Source organism: Streptomyces sp. NPDC018000 (assembly GCF_044328025.1).
Lineage (GTDB): Bacteria > Actinomycetota > Actinomycetes > Streptomycetales > Streptomycetaceae > Streptomyces.
This window is the reverse complement of the sequence record NZ_JBIRGM010000038.1, coordinates 1-25557: the sequence shown is the minus strand read 5'-3', so window position 1 is coordinate 25557 and position 25557 is coordinate 1. Positions and strand designations below refer to the sequence as shown.

At 68.4% G+C, this 25557-nt stretch carries 12 protein-coding genes and 4 pseudogenes; 6 read left to right on the top strand and 10 right to left on the bottom strand.

Going from position 1 to position 25557, the window contains the following annotated elements:
- On the top strand, positions 1-320 hold a 320-nt coding region (locus ACH4EW_RS31530; protein ID WP_398262837.1), incomplete at its 5' end, for a hypothetical protein.
- A 291-nt stretch (positions 321-611) separates the two neighbouring features.
- Here the strand turns inward: ACH4EW_RS31530 and ACH4EW_RS31525 are convergent.
- From ACH4EW_RS31525 to ACH4EW_RS31515, 3 genes are all read right to left on the bottom strand, one after another.
- Positions 612-1190, bottom strand: coding sequence for a 3'-5' exonuclease (locus tag ACH4EW_RS31525; protein ID WP_398262835.1), 579 nt, complete (start codon positions 1188-1190; stop codon positions 612-614).
- Positions 1191-1266: 76 nt separating this feature from the next.
- On the bottom strand, positions 1267-3801 hold the full coding sequence (locus ACH4EW_RS31520; protein ID WP_398262833.1) for an excinuclease ABC subunit UvrA: 2535 nt from the start codon (positions 3799-3801) through the stop codon (positions 1267-1269).
- A 23-nt stretch (positions 3802-3824) separates the two neighbouring features.
- Positions 3825-4358, bottom strand: a complete 534-nt coding sequence (locus tag ACH4EW_RS31515) for a pyridoxamine 5'-phosphate oxidase family protein (protein ID WP_398262831.1) — start codon at positions 4356-4358, stop codon at positions 3825-3827.
- 157 nt (positions 4359-4515) lie between these two features.
- On the opposite strand from ACH4EW_RS31515, the pseudogene ACH4EW_RS31510 reads away from it, so the two are divergent.
- Positions 4516-4722: pseudogene (locus tag ACH4EW_RS31510) on the top strand (transposase); the annotation flags it as partial.
- Positions 4723-4993: 271 nt separating this feature from the next.
- On the opposite strand, the gene ACH4EW_RS31505 reads toward ACH4EW_RS31510, so the two are convergent.
- Positions 4994-7987: an AfsR/SARP family transcriptional regulator gene (locus ACH4EW_RS31505; RefSeq protein ID WP_398262829.1), complete on the bottom strand. Its 2994-nt coding sequence runs from the start codon at positions 7985-7987 to the stop codon at positions 4994-4996.
- A gap of 294 nt (positions 7988-8281) precedes the next feature.
- Positions 8282-8536: pseudogene (locus tag ACH4EW_RS31500) on the bottom strand (IS30 family transposase); the annotation flags it as partial.
- A 312-nt stretch (positions 8537-8848) separates the two neighbouring features.
- On the opposite strand from ACH4EW_RS31500, the gene ACH4EW_RS31495 reads away from it, so the two are divergent.
- Together ACH4EW_RS31495 and ACH4EW_RS31490 are read left to right on the top strand one after the other, a co-directional pair.
- Positions 8849-17653 carry a SpvB/TcaC N-terminal domain-containing protein gene (locus ACH4EW_RS31495; RefSeq protein WP_398262827.1) on the top strand — a complete coding sequence of 2935 codons (8805 nt, stop codon included), beginning with the start codon at positions 8849-8851 and terminating at the stop codon, positions 17651-17653.
- Positions 17654-17700: 47 nt separating this feature from the next.
- Positions 17701-18012 carry a hypothetical protein gene (locus tag ACH4EW_RS31490; protein ID WP_398262825.1) on the top strand — a complete coding sequence of 104 codons (312 nt, stop codon included), beginning with the start codon at positions 17701-17703 and terminating at the stop codon, positions 18010-18012.
- 162 nt (positions 18013-18174) lie between these two features.
- Here the strand turns inward: ACH4EW_RS31490 and ACH4EW_RS31485 are convergent.
- A pseudogene (locus ACH4EW_RS31485) lies at positions 18175-19379 on the bottom strand (tyrosine-type recombinase/integrase).
- 67 nt (positions 19380-19446) lie between these two features.
- On the opposite strand from ACH4EW_RS31485, the gene ACH4EW_RS31480 reads away from it, so the two are divergent.
- Positions 19447-19731, top strand: a complete 285-nt coding sequence (locus tag ACH4EW_RS31480) for a hypothetical protein (RefSeq protein ID WP_398262823.1) — start codon at positions 19447-19449, stop codon at positions 19729-19731.
- Between the two features lie 22 nt (positions 19732-19753).
- Positions 19754-20512 (top strand): TniB family NTP-binding protein, encoded by a 759-nt coding sequence (locus ACH4EW_RS31475; RefSeq protein ID WP_398262821.1) that lies wholly within the window; start codon positions 19754-19756, stop codon positions 20510-20512.
- On the opposite strand, the gene ACH4EW_RS31470 is transcribed toward ACH4EW_RS31475, so the two are convergent.
- The 4 genes and pseudogenes from ACH4EW_RS31470 to istA all read right to left on the bottom strand — a co-directional run bounded on the left by ACH4EW_RS31470 (position 20496) and on the right by istA (position 25181).
- Positions 20496-21575 (bottom strand): transposase, encoded by a 1080-nt coding sequence (locus ACH4EW_RS31470; RefSeq protein WP_398262819.1) that lies wholly within the window; start codon positions 21573-21575, stop codon positions 20496-20498. The genes ACH4EW_RS31475 and ACH4EW_RS31470 overlap by 17 nt on opposite strands.
- Positions 21535-22035, bottom strand: coding sequence for a hypothetical protein (locus ACH4EW_RS31465; RefSeq protein WP_398262817.1), 501 nt, complete (start codon positions 22033-22035; stop codon positions 21535-21537). The genes ACH4EW_RS31470 and ACH4EW_RS31465 overlap by 41 nt, the downstream gene beginning before the upstream one ends.
- 754 nt (positions 22036-22789) lie before the next feature.
- Positions 22790-23605: an IS21-like element helper ATPase IstB gene (gene istB, locus ACH4EW_RS31460; RefSeq protein WP_398262815.1), complete on the bottom strand. Its 816-nt coding sequence runs from the start codon at positions 23603-23605 to the stop codon at positions 22790-22792.
- Positions 23602-25181: pseudogene (istA, locus tag ACH4EW_RS31455) on the bottom strand (IS21 family transposase). Before istA ends, istB begins: the two are co-directional and overlap by 4 nt.
- Positions 25182-25557: the final 376 nt, after the last annotated feature.

The window sequence follows — 25557 nt, the reverse complement described above, 5'->3', positions numbered from 1 at the left end:
GCGCCTGGTTTCGCTCCCTCATCGGAGGGGGCCACATCTGGTGGGACACCGGACACCAGAATCTGACCAATGGCCAGCACCGCCTGTGCGCGCTGCGTGCCGCTGGCGTCGAGGTGATTCCCGTCTATGGTCGGCACCTTCCCGACCACGACGAGACCACGCCGTCCCAGGACGCCCTGACGCACGCCAGGCGCACCGTGGAGGAGTTCTGGTTTGCCCACATCACTGCCGCCCTCAAGCCGGGCCGCCTCAGCACCCACCTGGCTCGGCTGCTTGCCCGCTACCCACGACTGCGCGCCCTGCTGCCGAAGAGCGAGTAGCGCGCTACGCCCAGATGGCGTTGAACGCGTGGGGTTGCCGTGACCAGACCGGAGGTGGCCGATGGTCACGCCGGATCCGGCGGGTATGCCCCCGGACGCCGCACACGGGGGGACGCGACGTCCGGGAGGACTGCTTGCCAACGTACCGCGTCAACTGCCCGCTTATCGCACATATCAGGGAATCGACATGTACGTGCGTCGCGGGGGCTCGTGGCCGGTCTGGGCACGGCGCCTTGCGCAAAGAGGTCGGATCAGCAGGCAGCCGAAGAGTGCAGCGGATGCTGACTCTAGTCAGGCTTGTTCCTTCGGAGAGAGTCGCCGCACCATCTCGATCACAAAGTCTGAGGGCCCACGGGAAATCCAGTACCCGCTGTTAGTCCGGTACCCGGGGCCGATAATCATGGTCACCGTCGACTCGGCACGGGTGAGGGCGATGTAGAAAGTGCGTCTCTGTTCCGCGAGCTCCGTCCCCGTGGGTTTGCGCCACTTCCCTCGGTCGGGGATGTCCCGCGGGATGATGCCCTTGAGGAGGCCCGGGAGAATCACGGTGTCGAACTCGCGGCCCTTGGCCGCGTGGTAGGTAGCCAGTAGGACCTTCCCGATGATCTCCTCGCCGCGTGCAAGATCCTGAAGCAGGAGGTCCTTGGACCTACACAGGTCGGCCAGGGTGTCGAGGCTGCTCGTGTCGTCCTGATCAGGGTGCTCCGCGGCTACCTCGTCGAGGGCCAGGCCGGCGCGCAGCTGCTCCAGCCAGTTGGGGGCTGGGGCGTCGGCGGGGTAGAGCTCCTCGGGATCGAGGCACAGCTGCAGAGCTCTGGGCAGATGCAGTCGCGAAGGCGGCGGGCTTGCCCCGGGACCGGGGCAAGCCATGCGTGGCCCGTGGCGAACGGTCAGCCGCCGCGGACCACGCATGCGACCCTGCCGGTCGCGCGAGGCTCGCCGTACGTCAGCGTCGTGTGTCCTCCGAGGCGTCCAGGAGCGGCAGGCCGGCCGCGTACCGACGGAAGTATCCGGCGGTGGGAGTGTCCGCGCCTGCGACGGTGTCGGGGGTGCCCTGCGCGACCACTGTGCCTCCGTTGGGGCCGGCTCCCGGTCCGAGGTCGATCACCCAGTCCGCGGACGCGGCGACGGGGATGTCGTGTTCGGCCACGACAACGGTGTTGCCGGAGTCGAGCAGCATGTCGAGCGCCTCGACGACCCGCTGGATGTCGGACGGGTGCAGGCCCGAGACGGGTTCGTCGAGGACGACGAGGCCGGCCTTGCGGCTCGCCGCGCCGCGCTGGATCGCGGACGCGAGTTTGAGGCGCTGGGCCTCGCCGCCGGATAGCTCGGTGGCGCTCTGGCCGAGTCGGAGGTAGCCGAGCCCGACCCGGTCGAGCGCAGCGAGGGTCTCCGCGAGCTGCCGGGGTTCGGTGAAGACCTCCCCGGCCTCGGCGACGGTCAGGTCCAGCACCTGGTCGATGGACAGCCCCCGGTAGGTGACCTCCAGGGCCTCGGGCCCGTAGCGCCGGCCGTCGCACGTGTCGCACACCACCCACATGTCGGGGAGGAAGTGCATGTCGACGAGCCTGCGGCCGTAGCCGGTGCAGGTCTCGCAGCGGCCGCCGGTGGTGTTGAAGCTGAACCAGGAGGCGTCGACGCCGCGCGCGCGTGCCGTGTCGGTGGCGGCGAACAGTTTGCGGACGATGTCGAACGCCTTGCTGTACGTGGCCGGGTTGGACCGCGGCGTGCGCCCGAGGGGTTCCTGGTCGACCACGGCGACCCAGCCGAATCCGTCGAGTCCGGTCACCTCGCGCACGGTGTAGGCGGCCGTGCCTTTGAGGGCGGCCGCCGCGCCCGCGGCGAGTGCGCCCAGGACGCTGCTCTTGCCGCTGCCGCTGACCCCGGTCAGGCAGGTGAGTCGCCCGGCAGGGAGGCGCAGCAGCTCCGCGGCCGTGTTGTGGGCGCGCAGGCCGTGCAGTTCCACCCAGTCGGCGTCATCGCGGACCGGGCGGGGGGTACGGCGCAGTCGCGGCCCGTTGCCGGCCAGGTAGCGGCCAGTGGCCGAGGCGGGGTTGGCGGCGGCCAGGGCAGGTGAGCCAGAGACCAGGACCTCGCCGCCGAGGCGGCCCGCGCCGGGTCCCATATCGACGATCCAGTCGGCGCGGGCGATCAGTTCGGGGTCGTGTTCGACGAGGAGGACGGTGTTGCCGGCTTCGCGCAACTCCAGGGCGATGTCGAGGAGGTGTTTCTTGTCCGCCGGGTGCAGCCCGGCGCCGGGTTCGTCCAGGACGAAGATGACGTCGCTCAGCTCGGTGCCGAGCTGAGCGACGAGCCGGGTGCGCTGCAACTCGCCGCCGGACAGTGTGGCGGCGCTGCGGGACAGCTGAAGGTGGGCCAGGCCGAGCCGGTCCAGGAGGCGGAGCCGGCGTCCGAGGTCTTGCAGCAGGGGCTCGCCGACGGTGCGCTGCCGGGTGTCGAGGGAGTCGACAACGTGCCCGGCCCAGCGGCGGACCTCGCGTACATCCACGTCCAGCAGATCGGGGTAGGTCAGGCCGCCGAGACGTACGGACCGGGCGACCCGATCGAATCCGCTGCCGTGGCAGGTGTCGCAGGGCTGCTTGCGCATGTACGGCAGGTAGCGCTGCTTGGCGTCGGCCGTCTGGGCGTTGACGAACACCCGTTCCACCTCGGCGAGCGCGCCGCGCAGCGGTTGGCTGGAGGTGTAGGTCATGCGGGCCGTCTCGTTCTTGTTCGGGATATCGACGGTGGCCTCGACCGCCTCGTCGCCGGTGCCGTACAGGACGTCGTGCCGGAACGCCGCGGGCAGCGACTGCCAGGGGCGGCCGAGGTCCACGCCGCGTTTGGCGGCGAGTGCGGGGACGAACATGTGCTCTCCGGACCGCCATTTGGCGTACCAGGGGGAGGCGCCTTCGAAGAGGGGGAGGTCCGGGCGGGTGATGACGAGGTCTTCCTGGGCCTGCCAGCGTCCGCCGGCGCCGTGGCAGTCCGGGCAGCTGCCTTCGGGGGTGTGGCGGTCGAAGTGCGCGGTGGTCAGGGGCCCGGCGCCGGCGTCCGCGGCCGGGCCCGTGTCCGTGTCCGTGTCCGGGCCGATCCGCGGGAGGCGCGAGTAGAGCAGGCCGAGGTGCCCGTCGATCCCGGTGATGGTGGCGATCGTGGAGCGGGGGTTGCGGTTCAGGCGGCGCTGGTCGACCGCGAGCGTGGCGCCGAGGCCGAGGATGCGGTCGACCTTGGGGCGGTTGCGCTGGGTGATGTACTGGCGTACGAACGGCGAAAGGCCCTCCAGGTAACGCAGTTGGGCCTCGCTGTGCAGGGTGTCGATGGCGAGTGAGGTTTTGCCGCTGCCGCTGACGCCGGTAAAGGCGACGAGCCGGCCTTTGGGGATGCTGACGGACACGTCGCGCAGGTTGTTGGTGCGGGCGCCCACGACGTCGATGGTGTCGGGCGTCTTGCCGGCCCCGGCAGCGTGTGGGGCCGGCATGCGCGTGTCCGGTACGGGCGGGGTCACGCCTCGTCCGCCTTCCCGCCGAGCTTGGCGAGGTCGGGGGCGAACACGACCATCCACTGCGGGTGCAGCCGGTAGAAGACCACGTCGTTATCCCAGTCGAAGGCATCGTCGCCGTAGAAGTCCCGGAAGTACGCGAGCAGGTCCGGCCAGTCGGCGGCCGGCTCGCCGCGGTGGGGGTTGAGGACCTCCGCGGTGCCGTGTGTGAACACGCCCAGGTCCTCCCCGCGCATGTGCGCGGCGCTGACGGCGGGACGGGCGGCGAGGTGCCGGGCTTTGGCAGCGCCGCGCGCGGTGCCGAAGTGCCACTTTCCGTGCAGGAAGTGCCCGTCCACGCCGCTGATCCGCGGCTCACCCTTCGCCGTCACGGTGGACAACGCAAGCGTGCACATGCCGGTGAGCACGCGAGTGAGCTGCTCGGCGGTGAGCGTGCGCTCGCTGCTGATGATCGACCGCAGGTGCGCCGTGGAGCGGGAGAGCGAGGCGTCGAGGAGGGCTTGGAGCCGGTGGAGATCGTCGGGTGTTTCGCGCATGAGGGTCCTTGTCTGTCCGTCGTCCCGGCCCGTGCCACCACGACACCGACCGGCGCCCCCACTGTCTCCACAAAACTCGACATCTTCTGTCGTATTTCTTGCGGTGTCCTCTGCACCCTGTCATCGGGGTGTGGGCAGGCGTACAGGCGACGACCGGCTGCGGACGCCGCGACCCTGCGCCGCGCCCGCGGCTGGGCGGTGCTGGATTGTTCCGGACGGGTTGTGGGAGACCGCCAAGCCGTTGATCCCGCCGTCGAAGGTGCGGCCGCAGGGCGGCGGGACGCAGGACACGCCTGATGAGACGCTGTTCGCGGCGATCATCTACGTGCTGGTCAGTGGCTGTGCCTGGCGGCGGCGTTCGCCGGACTGCCCTTTTTCGCGCAGGATCCGGTACATCGTGGAGACGGAGCAGTGACAGCGCCCGGCATCCAGCTCGCGGCCCAGATCTGCGCGAGCGGCAGCTCGGCGTATTCGACGCTGTTCATCAGTTCCAGTACCGCAGCCCGCTCCTCGGCCGTCAGGGCCGAGGGCTGGGCCTGCGGTGAGCGGGGCCTTGGTGGTGGCGGGGGACGGAGCCGACGATAGTGGGTGGCCCTGGAACACGTGCGCCGAGCCGGGGCGCCACCGCGGCGGTGTCATGCCGGCGTCCTCGGGAGGCTGGAGCCGCCGGGGCCTGGTTGTCCGCGGTGGCGCAGTCCGTCGATGGTGCGGGCGAGTTCCCCGGGGTCGGCGTCGGTGCGGGAGCGGGCGGTGGCCCGCTCGTAGCGGTCGCGTGCCTGGGTGAGGTCTTCCGTCGCGGCGTGGCGCCAGCCCAGCCGGTTGCGGATCTCGGCCTCCAGCCTGGTGCCGGGCCGTTCGCCGACCGCCGCGAGTGCCTGACGGTGGAGTTCTTTCGCCCCATCCGGGTTGCCCAGGCCCTCCTCGGCGGTGGCCAGTCTGCCGAGGACCGCGGCGTACAGCGGGATGTCGCCGACGCGTTCGGCGAGTCCGGCGGCCCTGCGGAGCACGTCGGCGGCCTCCGCGTGCCGCCCGCGGTCGAGCTGGAGCGTCCCCATGCGGAACAGCGTCTTGCTGAGGATCCTGGGGCTGCCGATCTTCTCGGCGAGGATGACTGATGCCGCGTAGCAGTCGTGCGCCGATTCGTGCTGTCCCACCTGGTGGTGGATGGCGCCGATGTTGGCCAGGTACATGACGGTGAGCCAGTCGTCGTCCGCCGCTTGGGCAAGGTCTGCGGATTCGGTCAGGAGCGCGGCGGCCTCGGCCGGTTCACCGGCCGCGTTGGCGAAGATCCCGAGGGAACCAAGGGCCCGTGCCTGCTCGATCGTGTCTCCGGCACGGCGGCTGATCTCCAGGGCATCCCTCAGCCAGCGGCGCGCCTGCTCGTAGTGGCCCTGCAGGCCGTACGCTATGCCCATACAGGTGCGCAGTTCGGAGACCATCCGCTGGTCGGTGGCCTGCTCCGTCAGCGGCAGCGCGATCTCGACGGCGGCCCGGCACTCGTGGTACCGGCCCTGTCGGGTGAGGTAGTCGCACAGCCCCTCGGCGAGCCAGCAGACGTCGTCCACATGCCCCACGGCCGCCGCATGGCCGACAACGTCGACCAGCTCGCCGCCCACCGCGTCCAGCCAGGCCGACGCTTCCTCCCAGTCCGCGAAGGGCGCGGTGTCCGGCCGCGGGCCGGTCGGGAAGGCAGAGGGGCCCCAGTCGCTCGCGCGGCGGGCGGCGACCACGTAGAGCCGGAACACCCCGGCCCGGGCCGCCGCGACTTCCGCGGGGTACGCGGCGGCGACGCGCCGGGCATAGACCGCGACCAGGTCATGCAGACGGTAGCGGCCCGCGGCCACCTGCTGGACGAGACTTGCCTCGACCAGGCTCTCCAGGGCGCGCTCTGCGTCGGGTGGCGTGAGGTCGAGCATGGCGGCCAGCGTCAGCCGGTCGAGCTCCACGGTCGGCGACAGGCCCAACGCGCGGAACGCGCGCCGTTCGGCGTCCGGAAGCTGGTCGTAGGAGACCCGGAACGCCGCCTCCACGCTGCGGTCCTCCACGGCGAGCTCGCCGAGCCGGTGCTCATCGTCAGCCAGCCGGGCCGCCATGCGCTCCAGCGCCCATGACGGGCGGCTCTGTACCCGCGCCCCGACGACACGCAGGGCCAGCGGCAGCCGGTCGCAGAGGCGGGCCAGCTCGCGCACCGCCGCGCGCTCGGGATCGGAGCCCGGATCGCCGACGATACGGGTCAGCAGGGCCACCGCCTCGTCGGTGTCCAGCGGCACCAGCGAGATCCTGCGGTCGGCGTCCAGCCCGGTCAGCCGCTGACGGCTGGTCACCAGCACGAGGCTGCCGGGACCGGCGGGCAGCAGCGGGCGCACCTGCTCGGCAGCGGACGCGCCATCGACCACCAGGATCAGCCGGAGGGCGGCGGTCGCGGCCCGCCATGACGCGGCCAGCCCGTCGAGGTCCTCTGAGGACTCGTCGTCGCCTTCGCCGGCGTCGCCGACTGCCCGCAGCAACCGGCGCAGCACACGGTGCGGGACCACTGCCTCCCGCCCCTCGCGGTGACCGTGAAGGTCCACGAACAGGCAGCCGTCCGGATAGCGCTCCCGCATCGCACGCGCGGCGCGCACCACCAACGCGGTCTTGCCGACCCCGGCCATGCCGTCCACCGCGCGGACCATCACCCCCTGCTCGTCTGGCGGTGCGAGGAGCATTTCGAGCTCGCGGTCCCGTCCGGTGAAGCCGCCGACGTCGACCGGTAGTTCAATACGCACGCGTCGGAGCGAGCGAGCAGACCCGGGCCGTCGGTCCGCAGATTGGCGCGGTCGTGGCGACGCGCCGAGAAGGAAGGCTTCATCAGCGCGCAGCACCGCCTCGTGCACCCGCCGCAGTTCACCGCCCGGCTCCGCCCCCTGGTCCCTCACCAGACGGCGGCGCACCTTGGCGAAGACAGCCAGCGCATCGGCCTGCCGGTTACCGGCATAGAGGGCACGCATCAACAAGGCGGCCAGCGATTCGTTGTCCTGATGTGTCTCGGTCAGAGCGAACAGCTCGCCCACGACGTCGGCATGGCGGCCCAATCGCAGCTGGCACTCCGCCTTGTCCCGCGCCAACGTCAGCCTGTGCTCCGTCAGTCGTAAGCGCTCTCCCTGGGCGAACGGCCCGGGAATCCCGGCCAGGGGATCGCCCCGGAACAGCTCCAGGGCGGTGGACCACACGCCCACCGCGGCGTCCAGGTCACCGGAGTCCCGCGCGGCGTGCGCCTCGGCGACCATCTCCTTCAGGCGCGCCACGTCCATCCAGACGTTCCGCGGGTCGAAGCGGTAGCCACCGCGGTCGGTGACGATCACGGAGTCGGACGGGCTCTCTCCCCCAGCGCCCAGACGTCTGCGTATCTGGTGTACATAGACCGGGATCACCTTGGCACCCGTGCCCGGCGGCTCAAAGCCCCATACCCCGTCGAGCAGCTGCTGCCGGCTGACGGTCGTGCCCGGCCGCAGCAGCAGCGCCGCCAGCACAGCCTGCCAGCGAACCGGACCGAGCTCCAGCGGTACGTCGCCGCGCCATGCCTGGAGCGGACCGAGCACAGCGAACCGGAGCCGGCTGCCGCCCGTTGATAACTCTCCCCTCGATGACACGCAGGGGAGTATAGGCCCAGGCTTCCTCGTTCCCCAGGGACATGGTGCATCCGGGTGTTGCTGGTGGGGGTGTGAGTTGAGGTGTGGGGTGTGGTGTGAGCTGGGGTGTTACAGATCGGGTGGGAACGGGTCGTGGTGTCTGTTGGTCCAATGACGGGCTGGCTGACCTTGGGGTGTGTCAACTTCGTTGAGAACAGGCGAGCTTGTCGCAAATAGTTTCTGCGTCTAATGGCACCCGCTGTATTTTTGCTGGTCAGAAGCGTTTTGCCTGGTCAGCTTGGTGTGGTTTCCCGCTTGTTCCGCGAAGGACAGGTACCTGCCCGAGGAGGGTTCCAGCCGCAGCGGGGGCATGCCTCCACCCGCACGGAACCACCGCGATCCCACCGGCCCCGAAACGCCACATGCGATCGCCGCTTCCTCACCGGACAGCCCCTCGGCGATCTCCACCCAGAACTCCCGCTCCACGTCACGACGGACCGGCGGACGCCCCGGCGAACGCATCGCCGGACGCCCCGTCAAAGTCGTGATCCAACCAACCGGCCTTCCCATCCGACACCTCCACTATCAAGGTGTTTGACGCAACGCGGTGGAGATCACCGTTATTTCATTTGGATTTCATCGGCCGTGGTTACGGTCGCGGTAGGTGGTGGCGGCTCGGTAGGGATGTCGCCCGGCTCCAGGGGGCGGGGGCATGACTGCCATTCCGCCTCACCACATAGGACACGGTCTAAGGGCGCATGTGCTTCGAACCACGTGTGCTGTCGGGGTCCTGACCGGAAGCGTTTCGCGTTTCGCATAAGGGGGGTCGGGGGCATGTCTGTCCTCGCGTCGATTCGTCGTGTCCGTCACAGTAGCTTGGTCGTGATCCTGGCCGTGGCGTTGCTGGCGCCGGGGATCGCCCCGCCGGGGCGAGGGCTCGCGGCGGGGTCCGTGTCCGGGGCTGATCCGGCGGTGGCCACTCCTGAGCATCCCGAGGGCACGTCGTTCAACCCGAACGAGATCAAAGACATCAAGGCCGCTGATCCGGGGGCCGGGGTGAACCTGATCGGGGCTCCGGCTGCGATGAGCAGCGGTGACGCGCGGCTGTCGTACCCGCTGGAAGTGCCGAAGGGGCGGGAGGGTCTGGAGCCGAAGCTGTCGGTGGCCTACAGCTCCTCGGGCGCGAACGGCTGGCTGGGCGTCGGGTGGGACGTCAGCACCCCGTCGATCACGGTGGATACCCGGTGGGGCGTGCCGCGGTATGACGCGGGCTTGGAGACCGAGACCTACCTGCTGAACGGGGAGCAGCTGACGCCGGTGGCGCACCGGGGGAAGTTGCGGGAGCGGACGGCGGAGAAGGTCTTTCACAGCCGTGTCGAGGGCCGCTTCGACCGGATCGTGCGGCACGGGGACAAGCCGAACAATTACTGGTGGGAGGTCACCGACAAGCAGGGCATCCGCACCGTCTACGGCGGGGCCACGGACACGACGCTGGCCGACGCTGAGGGGAACACGGCCGCGTGGGCCCTGCGGGAGGTCCGCGACCCCCACGACAACGTGATGCGCTACCGCTACGCCCGGGTGAACGATGGCGGGACCGCGAACTCGAGGGTGTCGGGGACCAACCTGTACCCGCGACGGATCACCTACACCGGTCGCGGGGACGACGAGGGCCGTTACTCGGTGACCTTCGTTCGGGACCGGGAGCGCGACGAGCCGCGGCGCGGCGACGTGCAGATCGACGCCCGGTTCGGGTTCAAGAAGGTGACTGCGGACCTGCTGCGCCGGGTCGAGGTCAAGCTGGACGACCAGCTGATCCGCGCCTACGAGCTGAACTATCGGACCGGCGCGTTCGCCAAGACGCTGCTCGCCTCGGTGTCGCAGTTCAGCGAGAGCAATCAGCTGTTCAACACCCACACGTTCGACTACTTCGACGACGTGCGCGACCAGTCGGGAAACTACAACGCCTTCACCGAGGCGGCGGGTTGGTCGGTGCCGGATGACGACCTCGGGGTGAACATCCGCGAAGGCGAGGCCAGCGCGATCTCGGCGAACACGTCGGCCGGCTTCGGCGCGCACCTGTTCGCGGGCTACAACGTGCAGGGGCTGCCGTCCAAGGAGGGTTCCGTCGGGTTGAAGGTTGGGTTCAGCGCGGGCCAGTCCGATGGCCTGTCGACGCTGGTCGATGTGAACGGCGACAACCTGCCGGACAAGGTGTTCCGCAAGAACAAGGATGTGTTCTACCGGCCCAATCTGGCCAGACCAGGTGGTGAGCCGAAGTTCGGCGACACGCCGGTCAAGCTCACCGGCCTTCCGGGGATCTCGACCGAGCGCACGCTGTCCGGCACCATCGGCGTCGAGTCGTACGTCCTCACCACCTCGGCCCAGCTGGACTTCGTGGGCACCACGACCACCTCGGACCGGTTCTTCAGCGACGTCAACGGCGACGGCATAGCCGACCTGGTGAACAACGGCGGCGTGCTGTTCGGCTACCTGGACGCCCATGGGCAACCCGCCTACAGCGCGGACTCCAGCCGCACCCCGGTGCCGATCGGGGGCGGCGCGGTGACCGGCGAGATCATCGGCGATCAGACCGCGCAGTTCAACCAGCAGGTGGACAACTCGCCGCTGCTGGACTCGGTGCGCCGCTGGGTCGCGCCGTTCGACGGCAACGTCCGCGTGGACGGCTCCGTGCAGCTGACCCAGGACCCCTCCCCGGCGCGGGCGGCCTACACCAAGGCCGACGGCGTGCGGGTCACCATCCAGCACAAGGACGCCGAACTCTGGGCGCAGCGGATCGGCCCCGATGACCACACCGAGTTCACCCCGGGCAATGTGGCGTCGATTCCGGTGAAGAAGGGAGACGCGCTCTACTTCCGCACACAGTCCATTCTGGACGGCAAGTACGACACCGTGGCGTGGGACCCGGAGATCACCTACACCAACCTGCCGGCCGGCACGGACGCGAACGGTCTGGCGGACACCGTGTTCCGCGCGTCGGCCGACTTCACCTTCGGTGGCAGGCCGTCCTTGGTGACCGTGCCGGTGAACGGCACGTTGCGGCTGACCGGTGACGTGGTCAAGAACAAGGCGACCTCGGACGACGTGACCGTCGTGATCGAGAAGGGCAACGGAGTCCACCCCGGCACGGAGGTGTTCCGCAAGGTCCTGCCCGCCGCGTCGACCGGCACCTCCGCGATCGATGTGAGCATCCCGGTCAGAACGTTCGAGAAGATGTCGTGGAAGCTGAGGACCGACTCCCCGATCGACGCCTCGGCGGTGAGCTGGGCGCCGAAGGCGCACTACACGGCCGCGCAGGGGGTCGAGTCGGTCGTCGACGCCAAGGGCGATCCCACGATGGTGATCACCCCGCCGTACGACCTGACCATGTACCCGGCGAACACCCTCACCGCGCCGCAGCAGTCCTACAAGGCGACCAAAACCGGCCAGTTGAAGGTGCGGCCGAAGGTGTCCCTCAACTTCGGGCTCCTCGGTGACGCCAAAATCGCGTTCACCGTGAAGAAGCGCGGCGGGCAGCTGCTCGGCAAACGGATCTTCCAAGTCAAGGACACCTCTTTCGGTGGCCCGAACCTGGACCTGACCGTGCCGGTCACCGCCGGCGATGAGCTCTACATCGACTACTCCACGACGGAGACCCGACTGCTCGGCCTGCTCGTCGAGCAGTCCGCGTCGGTCACCTATGACGTGACCTCCAGCTGGCCGACCTTCACCCCGGCGCCCAGCGCCATGCACGGTTCCATCGGGCAGGGCGCCTTCGCCCAGCCCTACCGCGGCTGGGGTGTGATCGGCTACCAGGCCAACCGCGACCGCGCCACCCAACCGATCAAGCAGGCCGAACTCACGCTGGACCAGAGCTTCAAGGACGCACTTCCCAAGGAGCCCAAGGAAGCGGACGTCCCGGTGTTCGCCGCAAATCCCCGGCTCACCATGCCGCGGCTGGCGGTGTTCGCCCCCGTTCCCGCCAAGGGCGGCTGGGCCGCTCAGGACGAGTCCTCCTGGGTCACCGCCGCGATGGCGACGAGTTCCCGCCTCGGCGCGGACACCATCGACATCGTCACCGACGCCGACGTGGCGGGCGACCGGGCGGTGATGCGCCGCGGTGTCACCGGCCAGGTGTCGGCCACCCTCGCGGCCGGCCCGTTCGGCGGCACCGTGGTCGGCGGGATCACCGCGGGTTCGGTCGACTACCTCGACCTCAACGGCGACGGCTACCCCGATGTCGTGGGCGCCAAGGAGATCCAGTTCTCCGACATGACCGGCGCCCTCGGCGCCACACGTGGCACCCTCGGCGGCAACGTCCGCGAGGCGGACAACGTCTCCGGCAACGTGTCGCTCTCCGCGGGCAGCGAGACCGCCACCATCGCCAGCGCACTGGGCATGGCCGCGCCCGACGCGGGCACCAGCGCCAACACCGCCACCACCGGCGCGGTCCAACCGTCGCTCGGCATCGGCGGCAGCCTCGGCGGCGGCGAGTCCGACGCCCGCGTCGACCTGATCGACATCAACGGGGACGGGCTGCCGGACAAGGTGTTCGGCAACGGCGACGTCCAGCTGAACCTCGGCTACTCCTTCGCCGCCCGCGAACCCTGGTCGGCCGGACCGATCAACGACGCGTCCACCCGCAACGTCGGCGTCAACCTCGGGTTCAACGTCGACCGCTACGGCTTCGCGGGCGGTGTGTCCGCCGAGCTGGGAACCTCGTTCACCAACGCGAGCATGACGGACGTCAACGGCGACGGCCTCACCGACCGGGTGTTCAAAGACGGGGCCAACCCGATCAAGGTCGCGGTCAACACCGGCACCGGCTTCACCGCGCCCACCCCCTTCCGCGGAAGCTTCCCCGACATCGCCGTCGACAAGAACGCCAGCCTCGGCGCGGGCGTCTACTTCACCGTCGGCCTGCCCACTCCCGTCGGCATCTTCGTCTTCAACCCCGGCGCCAACACGTCCACCGGCATCAGCAGGGCCGAAACCAGCCTGCGCGACGTCAACGGCGACGGCCTCGCCGACCACGTCAAGTCCACCCGGGACAACGAACTCCAAGTCGCGGTCAACAAGACCGGTCGCACCAACCTGCTGCGCTCGGTCAGCCGGCCGATGGGCGCCCGTATCGACCTGGACTACACCCGATCGGGCAACACCGCTGACATGCAGGAGAGCCGCTGGGTGCTGTCCCGCACCTCGGTGTTCGACGGGCTCGCGGGTGATGGTGCCGACACGCGTCTGACCACCTTCCGCTACGAGCAGGGCCGCTACGACCGGCCGGAGCGCGAGTTCCTCGGCTTCGGCCGCGTGGTGACCGAGGACCGCGACACCGGTACGGACGACGCCGTTCGCCGCACGGTGACCGACGAGTACCGCACCGACGGATACGTGAGCCGCGGCCTGCTCACCCGCACGCTGACCGAGGACGGCGCCGGCCACCCGTACCGCGAGACACTCAACACCTACCGGCTGCTCGACACCTCCACGGACAAGGAAGCCGACCCGAAGAGCCGGACCGCCACCGTCTTCCCGCAGCTCACCCGCGTCGAGGAAAAGCACTACGAAGGCGCGGCTGCCGCGGAAAAGTCCACATTCACCGACCTTTCCTACGACGAGTACGGCAACGTCATCCGCACCTTCGACGCGGGTGACGAGGGCACCGCGGACGACCTGGAGACCGTCTACGCGTACAGCGGCTCCGACACACAGTGCCGCAACCAGCACCTCGTCGGCATCGCGAACGCGATACGGCAGAAGGCCGCAGCCACCGGCGCACTCCTGCGCCATCGCGAATCCACCGTCGACTGCGCGACCGGCGCCGTGCGCCAGACACGCGAGTACCTCGACGACGACACCCCGGCCGTCTCCGACCTGACGTACCACCCGGACGGGAACCTGAAATCGGTGACCGGTCCGGCCAACGCACAAGGGCAGCGCTACAAGCTGGAGTACGGCTACGACACCACCGTCGGCGTGCACGTCGAGTCCATCGAGGACAGCTTCGGCTACCGCTCGTCCACGGCGTACAACCTCAAATACGGCCAGCCCGAGCGGAACACCGACCACAACGGCCAGCCGCTCCGGATGTCCTACGACAGCGTCGGCCGACTCGACAAGGTGACCGGGCCCTACGAGAAGGACAGCGACCGGGCCACGATCACCTTCGGCTACCACCCCGAGGCGGCCGTCCCGTACGCCACGACCAAGCACCTCGACCGTGCCGCCTCAGGCGCACGCGACGACACCATCGACACCGTCACCTTCAGCGACGGCCTGGGGCGTGTCCTGCAGACCAAGAAGGACGCCTCGGTGTCCGTCTCGCCGGGGGCCACGCCCACCCAGGTGATGACGGTCTCCGGCCGGCTGAAGTTCGACCACCTCGGCCGCGCCGTGGAGAGGTACTACCCGGTGACCGAGGACAAGGGAGCCGCGAACACCACGTTCAACACCTCCTTCGACTCCGTGGCACCCACGAAGGAAACCTTCGACGTCCTGGACCGGTCGGTCAGGACCGTGCAACCGGACGGCGTCACCACCAGCACCGAATACGGCTTCGGCGAGGACCGGGCAGGCACGACCCGCTTCGAGCGGACGGCAACCGACGGCAACGGCAAGGAGCGCCGCACCTACACCGACGTCCGGGGCGCCACCACCTCGGTGAAGGAGTTCAACGGCTCCTCGGAGATCTGGACCAGCTACGCGTACGACCCCACAGGTCAGGTCACAACGATCACCGACGACAAGAACAACATCACGCGCGCCGGCTACGACGCACTGGGACGCCGCACTTCGTTCGACAGCCCGGACGCCGGGCGCTCCGAGACCCGCTACGACCTCGCCGGAAACGTCACATCGAAGATCACCGCGAACTTGCGGGCAACGGACAAGGCCGTCGAGTACGACTACGAATACTCGCGGCTGAAGGCCATCCGCTACCCGACGTTCCCGGAAAACAACGTCTCCTACGAGTACGGAGCCCCCGGCGCACCGGACAACGCAGCCTCGCGCGTCACCGAGGTCCACGACGCAGCAGGAACGGTGAAGCGCACCTACGGGGCGCTGGGCGAGGTGATCAAGGAGACCCGCACGATCACCGCGGTCCGCGACGCCCCGCGCACCTACACCACCGCCTGGCGCTACGACGCCTTCAACCGTGTGCTGCAGATGACCTACCCCGACGGCGAGGTCCTGACCTACGACTACGACTCGGGCGGCCAGGTCAGCCGGGCCACCGGATCCAAGAACGGCACCAGCTACACGTACCTGGACCGGCTCGACTACGACAAATTCGGGCAGAAGATCCTCCAGCAGACCGGCAACGGGGTGCGCACCACCTACACCTACGACACCGAGGACCGCCGACTCGGAGCACTGAAGTCCGTGGCGCCGGGCGGAACCGCGTTCCAGAACCTGGGCTACACGTACGACAAGATCGGCAACATCACCTCGCTGGCGAACAACGTGCCGCAGGGCGGGGACATCGGCGGTCCGAGCAGCCAGACCTACGGATACGACGACCAGTACCGGCTCACCTCCGCGTCCGGCCAGTACACGGACAAGAACAACGCGGTCAACAAGTACACACTGAGCCTGGGCTACGACTCGGTCCACAACACCACGAGCAAGTCGCAGACCCACGAGGTCACCGGCGGCACCCCGGCCTTCCCGGTCGGAGGCGGCGGAGCCGGGCCGATCGAACCGGTCGAGGACCCGTCCAACCCGGGCGACGTCCAGGACCGGACCACCTACGACTACACGTACGCCTACGACGGCGCCAAACCGCATGCCCCGAACAAGGTCGGTCCGATCAGCCATGCCTACGACGCCAACGGCAACCTGACAGGCACGGTCAATACAGCCGTCACCGACAAGCGCCGGCAGTACGTGTGGGACGAGGAGAACCGCCTCGTCTGCAACCAGGACACCGCGACCGGCACCCTCACCCAGGACCCGAGCGGCTGCGCCGGCGCCACCGTCTCCTACGTCTACGACGACAAGGGCGACCGCCTCGTCAAGCGGAGCGAGGACGGGCTCTCGCTGTACCCGAACCGCTACTACAGCGAACGCGACACCATCGGCTACAAGCACGTCTTCGTCGGCGACAGCCGCGTGACGACCAAAACCGTCGAGACCACCGGTCCCGAGGACGCTCAACAGTTCTTCCACGCCGACCACATCGGCTCCTCCGGCTACGTCACCGGCAAGCAGGGCAAGGTCACCGAGCACCTGGAGTACTTCCCGTACGGGGAAACGTGGGTGGAGGAACGGACCGGGCAGGCGGACACGCCCTACCAGTTCACCGGCAAGGAACTCGACGCGGAGACCGGGCTCTACTACTACGGAGCCCGCTACTACAACCCACGGACCCAGCTCTGGGCGAGCATCGACCCGGCGCTGCCCGACTACCTCGACGGGGACATGGCGGGCGGCATCGCCGAGCCGCGCAACCTCGCCGCCTACACCTACACCCACAACAACCCGGTCAAGCTCACCGACCCGACCGGCAAGTGGCCGAAGATGCCGTCCTGGAAGACGATCGGCCACACCACCCTCGACGTCGTCGGCGTGGTCCCCGTCGTCGGTGAGGCCGCCGACCTGACCAACGCGGGCTGGTACGCCTTGGAGGGCGACTACGCCCTCGCCGGCCTCTCCGCCGCCTCGGCCATCCCGGGCTTGGGCTACGGGGCGAACGCGGCCAAGTACGGCAACATGGCGCTCGACGCCGCGCAGGCCGCCAGGACCGCCAACAACACCGCCGATGCGGCCACGGCGGCCAGAGCGGCCGACACCGCACCTGTACCGAAGGCGGCAGACAGCCCTCCCGCACCAAAACCGGCCGATAGCGGATCCGCCCCCAAGGCCGCCGACAACGGGGCAGGGAGCTGCGGCACCGGCAACAGCTTCACCCCGGACACCGGGGTCGTAATGGCCGACGGCAACAACAAGGCCATCGAACAGGTCCGCGTCGGCGACAAGGTCACCGCCACCGACCCGGTGACCGGAGAAACCGGCGCGCGCACGGTCACAGCGCTCATCACCGGTGAGGGCGAGAAGAACCTGGCAGAGATCACCGTCACCAACCCTGGCGGACATCCGGGCAAGGTCGTCGCGACGGACAATCACCCGTTCTGGGCGCCCGAACTCGGCAAGTGGGTCTACGCCAAGGAAATCGTCCCCGGAATGCTGCTGCAGACCGGCAACGGCTCCTACACCCAGGTGAGCGCCGTGCGCGCGTGGACCCAGCACAAGCGGGTCCACAACCTCACGGTCGATGACCTGCATACGTACTATGTGCTGGCGGGCGAGACTCCGGTACTCGTTCACAACTGCAACGGAAGAGATCCTGTCAATGGCGGGCTCGATGACGACACCTATGACCGAATAGACGGTGCGCACGGCCCGGATGTAGCCGACGGAGTCGACTACCAGGTGCAGAGGATGCATGACGGCTCCTCCACTGCCGCGGATCACGATCTTCCTGGTGTCGGGCATGACCCTGATGCCTTGGGTTCCTACTTTGCGTCGTGGCGAGGCAAGATGACGCATACGGATACTAGGACTGGATCGCGTGTGGCATACGACTCCAGTCGAGGTGTGCTAATTGTGACGACCGGCCGTAACATCCACGGGTTTAGGTACAGTCAGGGTGCCTTTGAAAGCGGGAGGTATGTGACGCCATGAGGGTGAAAGTTGCAGCCACGGCGACTCGCAATGGAGTCCTCTTGCGGTTGACGGAAGTGCAGAAGCAGTTGATCTGCGAGACGCTCATGTTCCACGCGGATCGCCCCGATGGGGATCGTCCTTCGATTGTGCGCCTCGGTGTCGATCGCGCAAGCGCTGCACAGGTAATGAAGAAGGCTGCCGGGCCGAATGCAGAGTTCCAGCTGAATGAGATTCACGTGCTGTTTGCGGCATTGGTTTCTGCTCCAGCCATGATGCCCTCTGAGGAGGTGTTCTATGAAAGGATCGGCTTCTTTCGAGAGCAGGCACTTGCATTGGCTGGCGGGTTGGTGAGTGCTGTCGGGGAAACGCCTGACTGAACCGGAGGCCCTTCGGGAGTACTTAACCGGGGGCTGTGCCTTTATGTAGTTCCGTGAGTCCACTTGGGGCTTGCGAGGGCACGCAAGCGCTAAATTGAAGCCCCGTCAGGCATGTCCTGGCGGGGCTTCTGCGCGTCGTGACGGCAGTAGTTGACGGCAACGTCAGCGGACGGAGACGGCGCAGGGCAGCGGTTCGTCACCGTCGCCGTTTGCCGTCTCGGTCTCTCCGGGTTGCCGAGGGCGGTGCTGAGGGTGTCGATTGCATCGCGCTGGAGTCGGAGCCTGACGTGGGCATAGACGGTGGCGGTGACGCCGATGTGGGCGTGGCCGAGGAGTTCCTTGATGACGACGAGTTCGACGCCCTGTTCCAGGAGCAAGGTTGCCGTTGAGTGGCGGAGGTCGTGGAAGCGGATGCGGCGGAGTCCGGCCCGATTGAGGAAGCTGCGGAAGCGGCGTGTGAGGTTGGCCGGGTCGAGAGGCCGTCCGGTCGGCGTGGTGAAGACGAGGCCGCTGTCTGTCCAGGCCGATCCTGCTGTCTCTCGCTCCTTCGGACGCGCGGGTCTTGGTGGGCAGGTGTGTGAGGCCGCCGCTTCGGGTGCGCTGGAGCGAGCGCCGGATGCTGGCCGTTCCGGTGGTGAGGTCGAGGTCTTCCCAGTGGAGGCCGAGGAGTTCGCCCTTTCGGAGGCCGGTGCGCAGCGCGAGTTCGTACAGCGCGTGGAGCCGGTCGGCGCGGGCTGCGTCGAGGAACTGGCGGGCCTCTGTCGCAGAGAGGGAATGGAAGCGCCTGGGCCGGTGCGCAGTGGTCTTGACGTTCCGGGCGACGTTCCGGGGCAGCTCATCCTCCCGGACGGCATGTTCCAGTGCCGACTTGAGGACCGAGTGCACGTAGGTCGCGGTCGAGGGGGACAGCTGCTTCTGGCAGCACTCGCCGATGGCGCAGCACGCCTTCCGTTCGGTGTCGAGTCCCTGGGTGCAGCACTGGCAGGTGGTGCGGAGCCGGTCGAGGAAGGTGCGGACGTCCTTGGCGGTCAGCCTCGCGACCTTCTTGGTGCCGAGGCCGGGGATGAGGTGGAGGCGGACGCAGGCGGCGTAGCGGGTGTGGGTGTTCTCGCGGAGCTGGTGGACGGCGACGCCGTTCAGCCAGTACGTGAGGTAGTCGCCCACAGTGCTGTCGGAGGTGGCGACGGGAGACCGCGGTTGCTGTCGGCGATCTTCTCGGCGAGTTTGTCGGCCGCGTTATTGCGGGTGGTGCCGTAGACCCGGACGCGTTTGCGGGTGCCGTCAGCGGCGAGGGCATAGCCGGCGGCTTCCCAGCGGCCGTCCCTGCGCGGGGACGGCCGCACCTGGCAATACCTGCGCACCACCACCGCCCACCGTGCAGGCGCGGACGCCGGGCGGGCCGAAGCCGACCTCGCCGACGCCCTCGATCAGCTGATGCGCCGTGCCGGTGCCGGGCAGGCCACCGCCCAGGAGCAGCACCTCCTCGTCCGCACCACCACTATCCGCACTCCCCCACCACTTCACTCCGGGGCCGGGGTTCAGGCGCAGGAACTGGACTCGGCAGCCACGGGTGCGGGAGAGGACAGCCTCGACGACCTCGATCAAGACCAGGACGCACAGGGCACCGCCGAGGACGAGAACGAAGCCCTGGACGGTCCAGCGGTGCCCGTGGCCGCGTACGGGCTCTACGACGCCCAGGAGGAGGCCCTCAAATGGTGACCGTCCGGGAGCAGGCGGCCCCGTGGTGGAGGAAGAAACGGGCGGGCAGTCAGAACGCGGTACGGGCGCACCAGACGTCGACGAGCCGGGCGGCGCAGCGTGGCCGGTGACCACCTGGCAGGGCTGGCAGCGTTTCGCGACCACCCCTCCCCCGCGGCCGCCCGTACCCGGGGAACCGGCGCGCGGCGTGGAGGAACGCCTCGCCTATCACTCCGCGTTCGTCACCGTCCGCACCCCGGCCATCGACACCCTCACCACGAACGTGCGGACCCTGATGGTCCTGGGACGGCACCAGCAGACCACCGCCCGGCCCTCGCTGATCGTCACCGGGCCGGCAGCAGCCGGGAAGACCACCGCGCTGCTCCACGTCGGGCGTGCCTGCCACCTCGCCCATACCCAGCAGCACTCGCCGGCCACCACCACGCATGCACCGGTGCCGGTCGCCTATGTACTGGTCCCGCCCGGGGCGACCGCGAAAGCCCTCGCGGCCGAGTTCGCCCGCTACCTCGGCATCCCCGTCACCGCCCGGATGACCCAGGCCCAGATCACCGACGCCGTCTGCCACACCTACAACCGTGCGGGCGTGCGCCTGGTACTCATCGACGAGATCCACCGGCTCAACCCCCGCACCACCACCGGCGCGGAAACCGCCGACCTGCTGAAAGACCTCACCGAACGCATCAAAGCGACGTTCGTGTACGCGGGCATCGACGTCACCACCACCGCCCTGTTCGACTCTGCTGAGAAAGGCGTAAGCCGGGCTGTCAGGCCGCGAGCATGAGGGCTTCGAGGCGGGAGGTGCGGGTTCCGCCGAGTGGGGTGCCGGTCAGCCATCGGTCGATGCGGATGATGTTGAGTGCGGTGGCGGCGAAGACATGGCCCAGGCGGGTTATGGGCAGGTCGCGGTAGCGGGTGCGGCGAAGTCCGGTGACACGTACGGCCTGGGAGATCGTGCCTTCGACGCCGGCCCGGATCGCGTAGCGGTCCTTCCACTCGTCGGTCTCCTGGGCCTGGCGTGCGGCTTCGAGGGCCTCGTGGCGCTCGCGCGGCAGGAAGGTGATGCCTCTGCCGCGGCGCCCGGACGGAGGCTTGGTGCACTGGGCTTGTTCCGGGCAGGGCCGGCAGTGATCGGCGGAGAAGAACACCTTGAGCACCGGAGTGCCGTTGCGGTGGTGCTTCTGCTCCCACCACTCGAAACTGCGATGCCCGCCCGGGCAGACGGCACTCTCGGCCTCCCAGTCGATGGTGAAGTCGGAGCGGGAGAAACCCTGGTGTTTGTAAGCACTTGTTTTGGGACCAGAGTTCCGAGTTCTTTTGGCCCCAGTTCCGGCAAGTCGGGGGCGTGCGAAGAGAGGTTCGCGCCCCCAGTACCGAGTTCTTTTGGCTCCACCACGATCGGGTGGTTGTGCTGGCCTTGGGTGGGTGTCAGGGCGATAGCGTGGGGGCTCAGGTCCAGCTGGACGGTGTGCCCCCGACAGGTGCGTCGGCTCCGCGGATCTCGACCCGTATTCGATCCGGGACCGATGGTTTCCCCGAACCGCGGTGGACGACGAGGGCGGGCATTGGCTCGGCCGGTCGGAGAACGGGCGGGCCCAGCATGGCTGAGGCCGGCGCCCCGAACGGGGCGCCGGCCTCGGTATGCCTGAACCGTCAGTGCCTGTTTCCGACCCCAGGTTTTGAGTAGCTTTGGGCCCTAGGCTGGCTGGGTGTCCGAGGGCACCGGGCAAGCTGGAGAGCGAGTGTGCGGGGGATGCGGTGAACAGCTGAGGCCGGAAGCCCACCCGGAACTTCGAGAGCAGGCACTCAGTGCGGCAGGCCGGCCTCGGCCGCCCGGCGGAAGACATCCCCGCACGTGGGGGACGGAATCAGCGAGCGCTCGGCGAGGACGACCAGCGCATGGCGCAGTTCCGTGCCCAGTCGGATGAGCTGGAGGCTGGACTGATCGCCCTTGTAGGCGTACAGGCGGAAGAGATTGACGGCCTGTCCGTCACGGTCGTCGGCGAAGGTGTCCGGGAGCCCGGCAAGCAGTTCGAAGTCGGGCTTGCCGGTCGCCGCGTCGGCCACGGCACCGAGGGGAAGAGCGTCGAATTCTGCGGCGGACACGGAAGCGTCGGCCGCGACGGCATGGGCGGCCAGGGCCGCGAAGATCTTGATCAGCCGCTCGCCTGCCACCGTGTCGATGCCCCAGGCCTGTAGGTTGTCGTGGCGACGAGCCTGCCGCCATGGCTCCTGATCCACCAATGGCAACAGGACACGGCCCAGGTGCGCGCACCGACTCCACACCACGTCGTGGTCCGAGGTCATAATCGATCCTCTCTACGGAGAGTGGAAGGCCTGCGGCCGAGAACCGCCCCGACCGTCACAGGCCCTCCAATGCCCCACTACACGCAGGGCACGTACAGAACGGGGCTGTTCGCCGTGCCGCTACCCGCGGCGCCGTCCGAGCTCACGAGGGTCCCGAGCGTACTGGTACGGAAGGCATGGGTCGGGTCACCTGGGTGGTTCACGCAGGTTGCCGCTGCGGTCGACGACCGCAGCGGTGGCGCGCACAAGGACTGACGCGCGGTCCCTATCGTCATCCACATGTTCGAGAAGTCGTTGTAGAGCTCGAGGTCTACTTCGCTGGTACAGGCCACGGGGCCGCCTGAGCACGTCTTGATGCCCCCGGTACCCGTCATCCGGGAGCCGCTGTGGTTGGGCTTCAATGCGTTGTAGTCGCAGCTCGTCGTTGCCGCGGGGGACGCGCCCTGCGTGGTCACCGTGATGACAGACGGTTCCGGATTCGGTGGCGGGTCCGCCAGTGCTGGCTGAGCGCCAGCCGCGACCAACGCCACGCCGGCGGTGAACACACTCGCAATGGTTCTTAATCGCATGAACAGTCTCCTTTTCGCTGCACGGCACAAACGCCCATCAGCCGGGCGGCCTTGAGACACCAGACCGTAGATGTGGAACACGGGGTACAGCAGTGGCGTACCAGCCAATGTCTCCCCTCTTGCCTCAGGGCCTGCGAAAAGTCACGCCCCGATGGGGGACCTGCATCAGGTTCAGGAACAGGTACTCAGGCTCGACGGCGCTTCTCCTGGGTCTGAGCGAACCGGAACGAGTCAGTGCCGGTCTCGATGATGTGCGCGTTGAACGTCACGCGGTCCACGATCGCCGCGCAGAGACGCGGGTCGGTAAAGGTCTGCTTCCACTCCGAGAACGGGGCATTGGAAGCGATGGCGATAGCCCGCCTTTCCTCGCGTTCGGTGAAGACCTGGAAGAGGAGCTTGGCGCCGGTCTTGTCGAGGTCGAGATAGCCGAACTCGTCCAGACAGAGCAGGTCGAAGCGGCTGTAGCGGGCCAGAGTCCGGCCGAGCTTCTTTTCGTCCGCAGCTTCGGCGAGCTCGTTGACCAGGTTCGCCGTGGTTGTGTAGCGGACCTTCAGACCGGCCTCGGCGATCGCGGTTCCCAGGCCGATCAGCAGGTGCGACTTCCCGGTCCCGGAATCACCGATGAGGCAGAGCGGCTGGCCGGAGGTGACCCATGACGGGTCCCCGAGGGCACTGACCTGTTCCGGGGTGATGTTCGGGTTCGCGTCGAAGTCGAAGTCCTCCAGCCGCTTGGGCCGGGGAAAGTTGGCCTCCCTCACCAGCCGGAGCTTCTTGCGCTCTTCCCGGTGGGCGCATTCGGCCTCCAGGAGGTCGGCGAGGAAGTCCTTGTAGCTGGCCCGTTCCCGCATCGCGTTGGAGGCCATGTCCTCGAACCGAGCACGGATCGTGGGCAGATGCAGAGTCCGACAAGCTTCGTCGATAACGGTCTCGACGGCTCCCTGGGCGTCGGAGTCCTGGCGGGGTGAAGGGACAGTGGATCCCGTGACGGTGGTCGTGCTCATGCGGAGGTGCCTTTCGTTCGGCCGGACAGCAGCTGGTCATAGACGTCCACCGAGGGCGGTGGACGTTTGTCATCGGGCAGTTGGGGTCTGCGATCGGCCAGGGACAGCACCTGGGCGCCCGGTCCCGCCCAGGGCGGCAGTTCGTCCTCGTCCTCCAGGAGCGGTTCCGGATCACGGGCTGCCGCCTCCGCCTTGCGGGCCTCGATGGCTACGACGTCCGGACTCGCAGAGCCCGCTTTCACCGCCGCGGCGATCCCGATCTGCATGGCCTCCGTGGGCAGCCGGCGGTGCAGCAGCAGGACCTCGATCAGAGCCCGTGTTCCCGCGGCGTCCCCGTGGGCGGCCCTGGCCGCAGCCCAGAACGCCTCATGAACGGGCGTGAAGGTGCCCTCTGCCCTGGCACGGCAGCCAGTGCGGTCGAACCGGCCAGAGCCCCGGGCTTGGCCAGCAGGATCTCCAGGTAGTGGTCGAGGTCGTCGCGGTAGTCGTAGCGCTTGGTCAGCCTCGGATGCCGGGCGACCACTTTGCGGCGCTCGAAGACCAGCAGCTCGTTGCCCCGCAGCAGGACACGGACCTGCTGGCCGATAAACCGGGCGGGAACCGAGTAGTGACACTGGCGGACCGTGATCCTGCTGGACCGGTCGACCTTCGGCGTCAGGGTGACCCCGCACTCGAAGTCCTCCGCCGGCAGCGGCGCCAGCTCGTCGACTTCCACGCGGAAGTTGAAGCCGATCGAGGTGAGCTTGCCCCGTAGGAGCCGGTCGTCCTCGGCCTCGTCGATCTTGGCGAGCGTGGTGTTCAGCTCCTCCAGAGAGGCCACGTCGGGAACCGGGACCAGGTGAGCTCGGCGGAACCGGCCGCCTTCCTGCTCGACCCCGCCCTTCTCGTGGGCGCCTTCCTGACCAGGGATGCAGTAGAAGGCTTCGAAGCCGTAGTGCGACCTGAACGCAGTCCACCGGTCGGACTCGATGCGGTTGCGGCCGGTGCAGACCTGCCTCACCGCAGGTTTGAGGTTGTCGTATCGGATGTGCCGGGTCGGGACTCCACCGAGCACTCTGAACGCTTCGACGTTCCCTTCCACGAACGCTTCCTGGGCCTGAGAGGCGAACACGCGGTGGACGGCCTTGCCCGAGTGCGACAGCCGCAGCGTGAACAGGTGGCACTTCACCGCCGTTCCCGCCACACGCACCCAGACCTCGGCGAAGTCGACCTCGGCTTCTTCACCGGGCAGATGGACTTGAGGAACCATGCCCTCCATGTGCTGCCGTCCGCGGCGGGCCTCGGCTTCGATCTGAGGTCGGCGGACGATGAGGTAGTCGCAGATCGTCGAGTACGACGCGCTGTCGAATCCGTACTCGGTCGCCAGCCGCTGCTGGACACGACGAGCAGTGTGCTTCTGCTTCCGCGGAGCGGTCTGGTCCTCCCAGAGCATGGCGTCGATCCACCGCTTCGCCGGATCGAGCACCGTTACCCGCCGCTTCGAGGTCTTCCTCGGAGGAGGTACGGCCGACTGAAGCGCCTGGCGCACAGTCCGCCGATGGGTCCCGTACTTCTCAGCCAGCGCGCGCTGGGACATCGAGGGATCAAGACGTCTGTCCCTGCGGATATTTGCGAACAGTTCGACCCGCGACGAACCCACCCCGGCCTCCCGACATGACCGTGCATCCGAACGACACGGCCTCCGACATGACCGTGAACGACGGACCACACCCTGTCGTCGCGAGGCGGACGGCCCAGAGCATTCACTCCAACGTGGGCACGTCGCCCCCAGCAGGCAGGTGGGGCCAAATCAACTTCTTACTCGCACTGGAGCCACTTCACATGCGTGCCCTGGGGCCCAAAGAAGTGCTTACAGACACCCTGGTCCTGCCGGGACTGGGGACTACTGTCGTGCGGGGCTGGACCGAGCAGTTCCATGCCCTGCTCGCTCGCGGCCACGAACAGGGCGGCGG

What these genes read in the sequence shown, in the direction of transcription:
- ACH4EW_RS31525 (WP_398262835.1), bottom strand. Translation starts at nt 1,190, where the DNA reads ATGGCTTGCCCCGGTCCCGGGGCAAGCCCGCCGCCTTCGCGACTGCAT.
- ACH4EW_RS31520 (WP_398262833.1), bottom strand. Translation starts at nt 3,801, where the DNA reads ATGCCGGCCCCACACGCTGCCGGGGCCGGCAAGACGCCCGACACCATC.
- ACH4EW_RS31515 (WP_398262831.1), bottom strand. Translation starts at nt 4,358, where the DNA reads ATGCGCGAAACACCCGACGATCTCCACCGGCTCCAAGCCCTCCTCGAC.
- ACH4EW_RS31480 (WP_398262823.1), top strand. Translation starts at nt 19,447, where the DNA reads ATGCGCCGTGCCGGTGCCGGGCAGGCCACCGCCCAGGAGCAGCACCTC.
- ACH4EW_RS31470 (WP_398262819.1), bottom strand. Translation starts at nt 21,575, where the DNA reads ATGTCTTCCGCCGGGCGGCCGAGGCCGGCCTGCCGCACTGAGTGCCTG.
- ACH4EW_RS31465 (WP_398262817.1), bottom strand. Translation starts at nt 22,035, where the DNA reads ATGACCTCGGACCACGACGTGGTGTGGAGTCGGTGCGCGCACCTGGGC.
- istB (WP_398262815.1), bottom strand. Translation starts at nt 23,605, where the DNA reads ATGAGCACGACCACCGTCACGGGATCCACTGTCCCTTCACCCCGCCAG.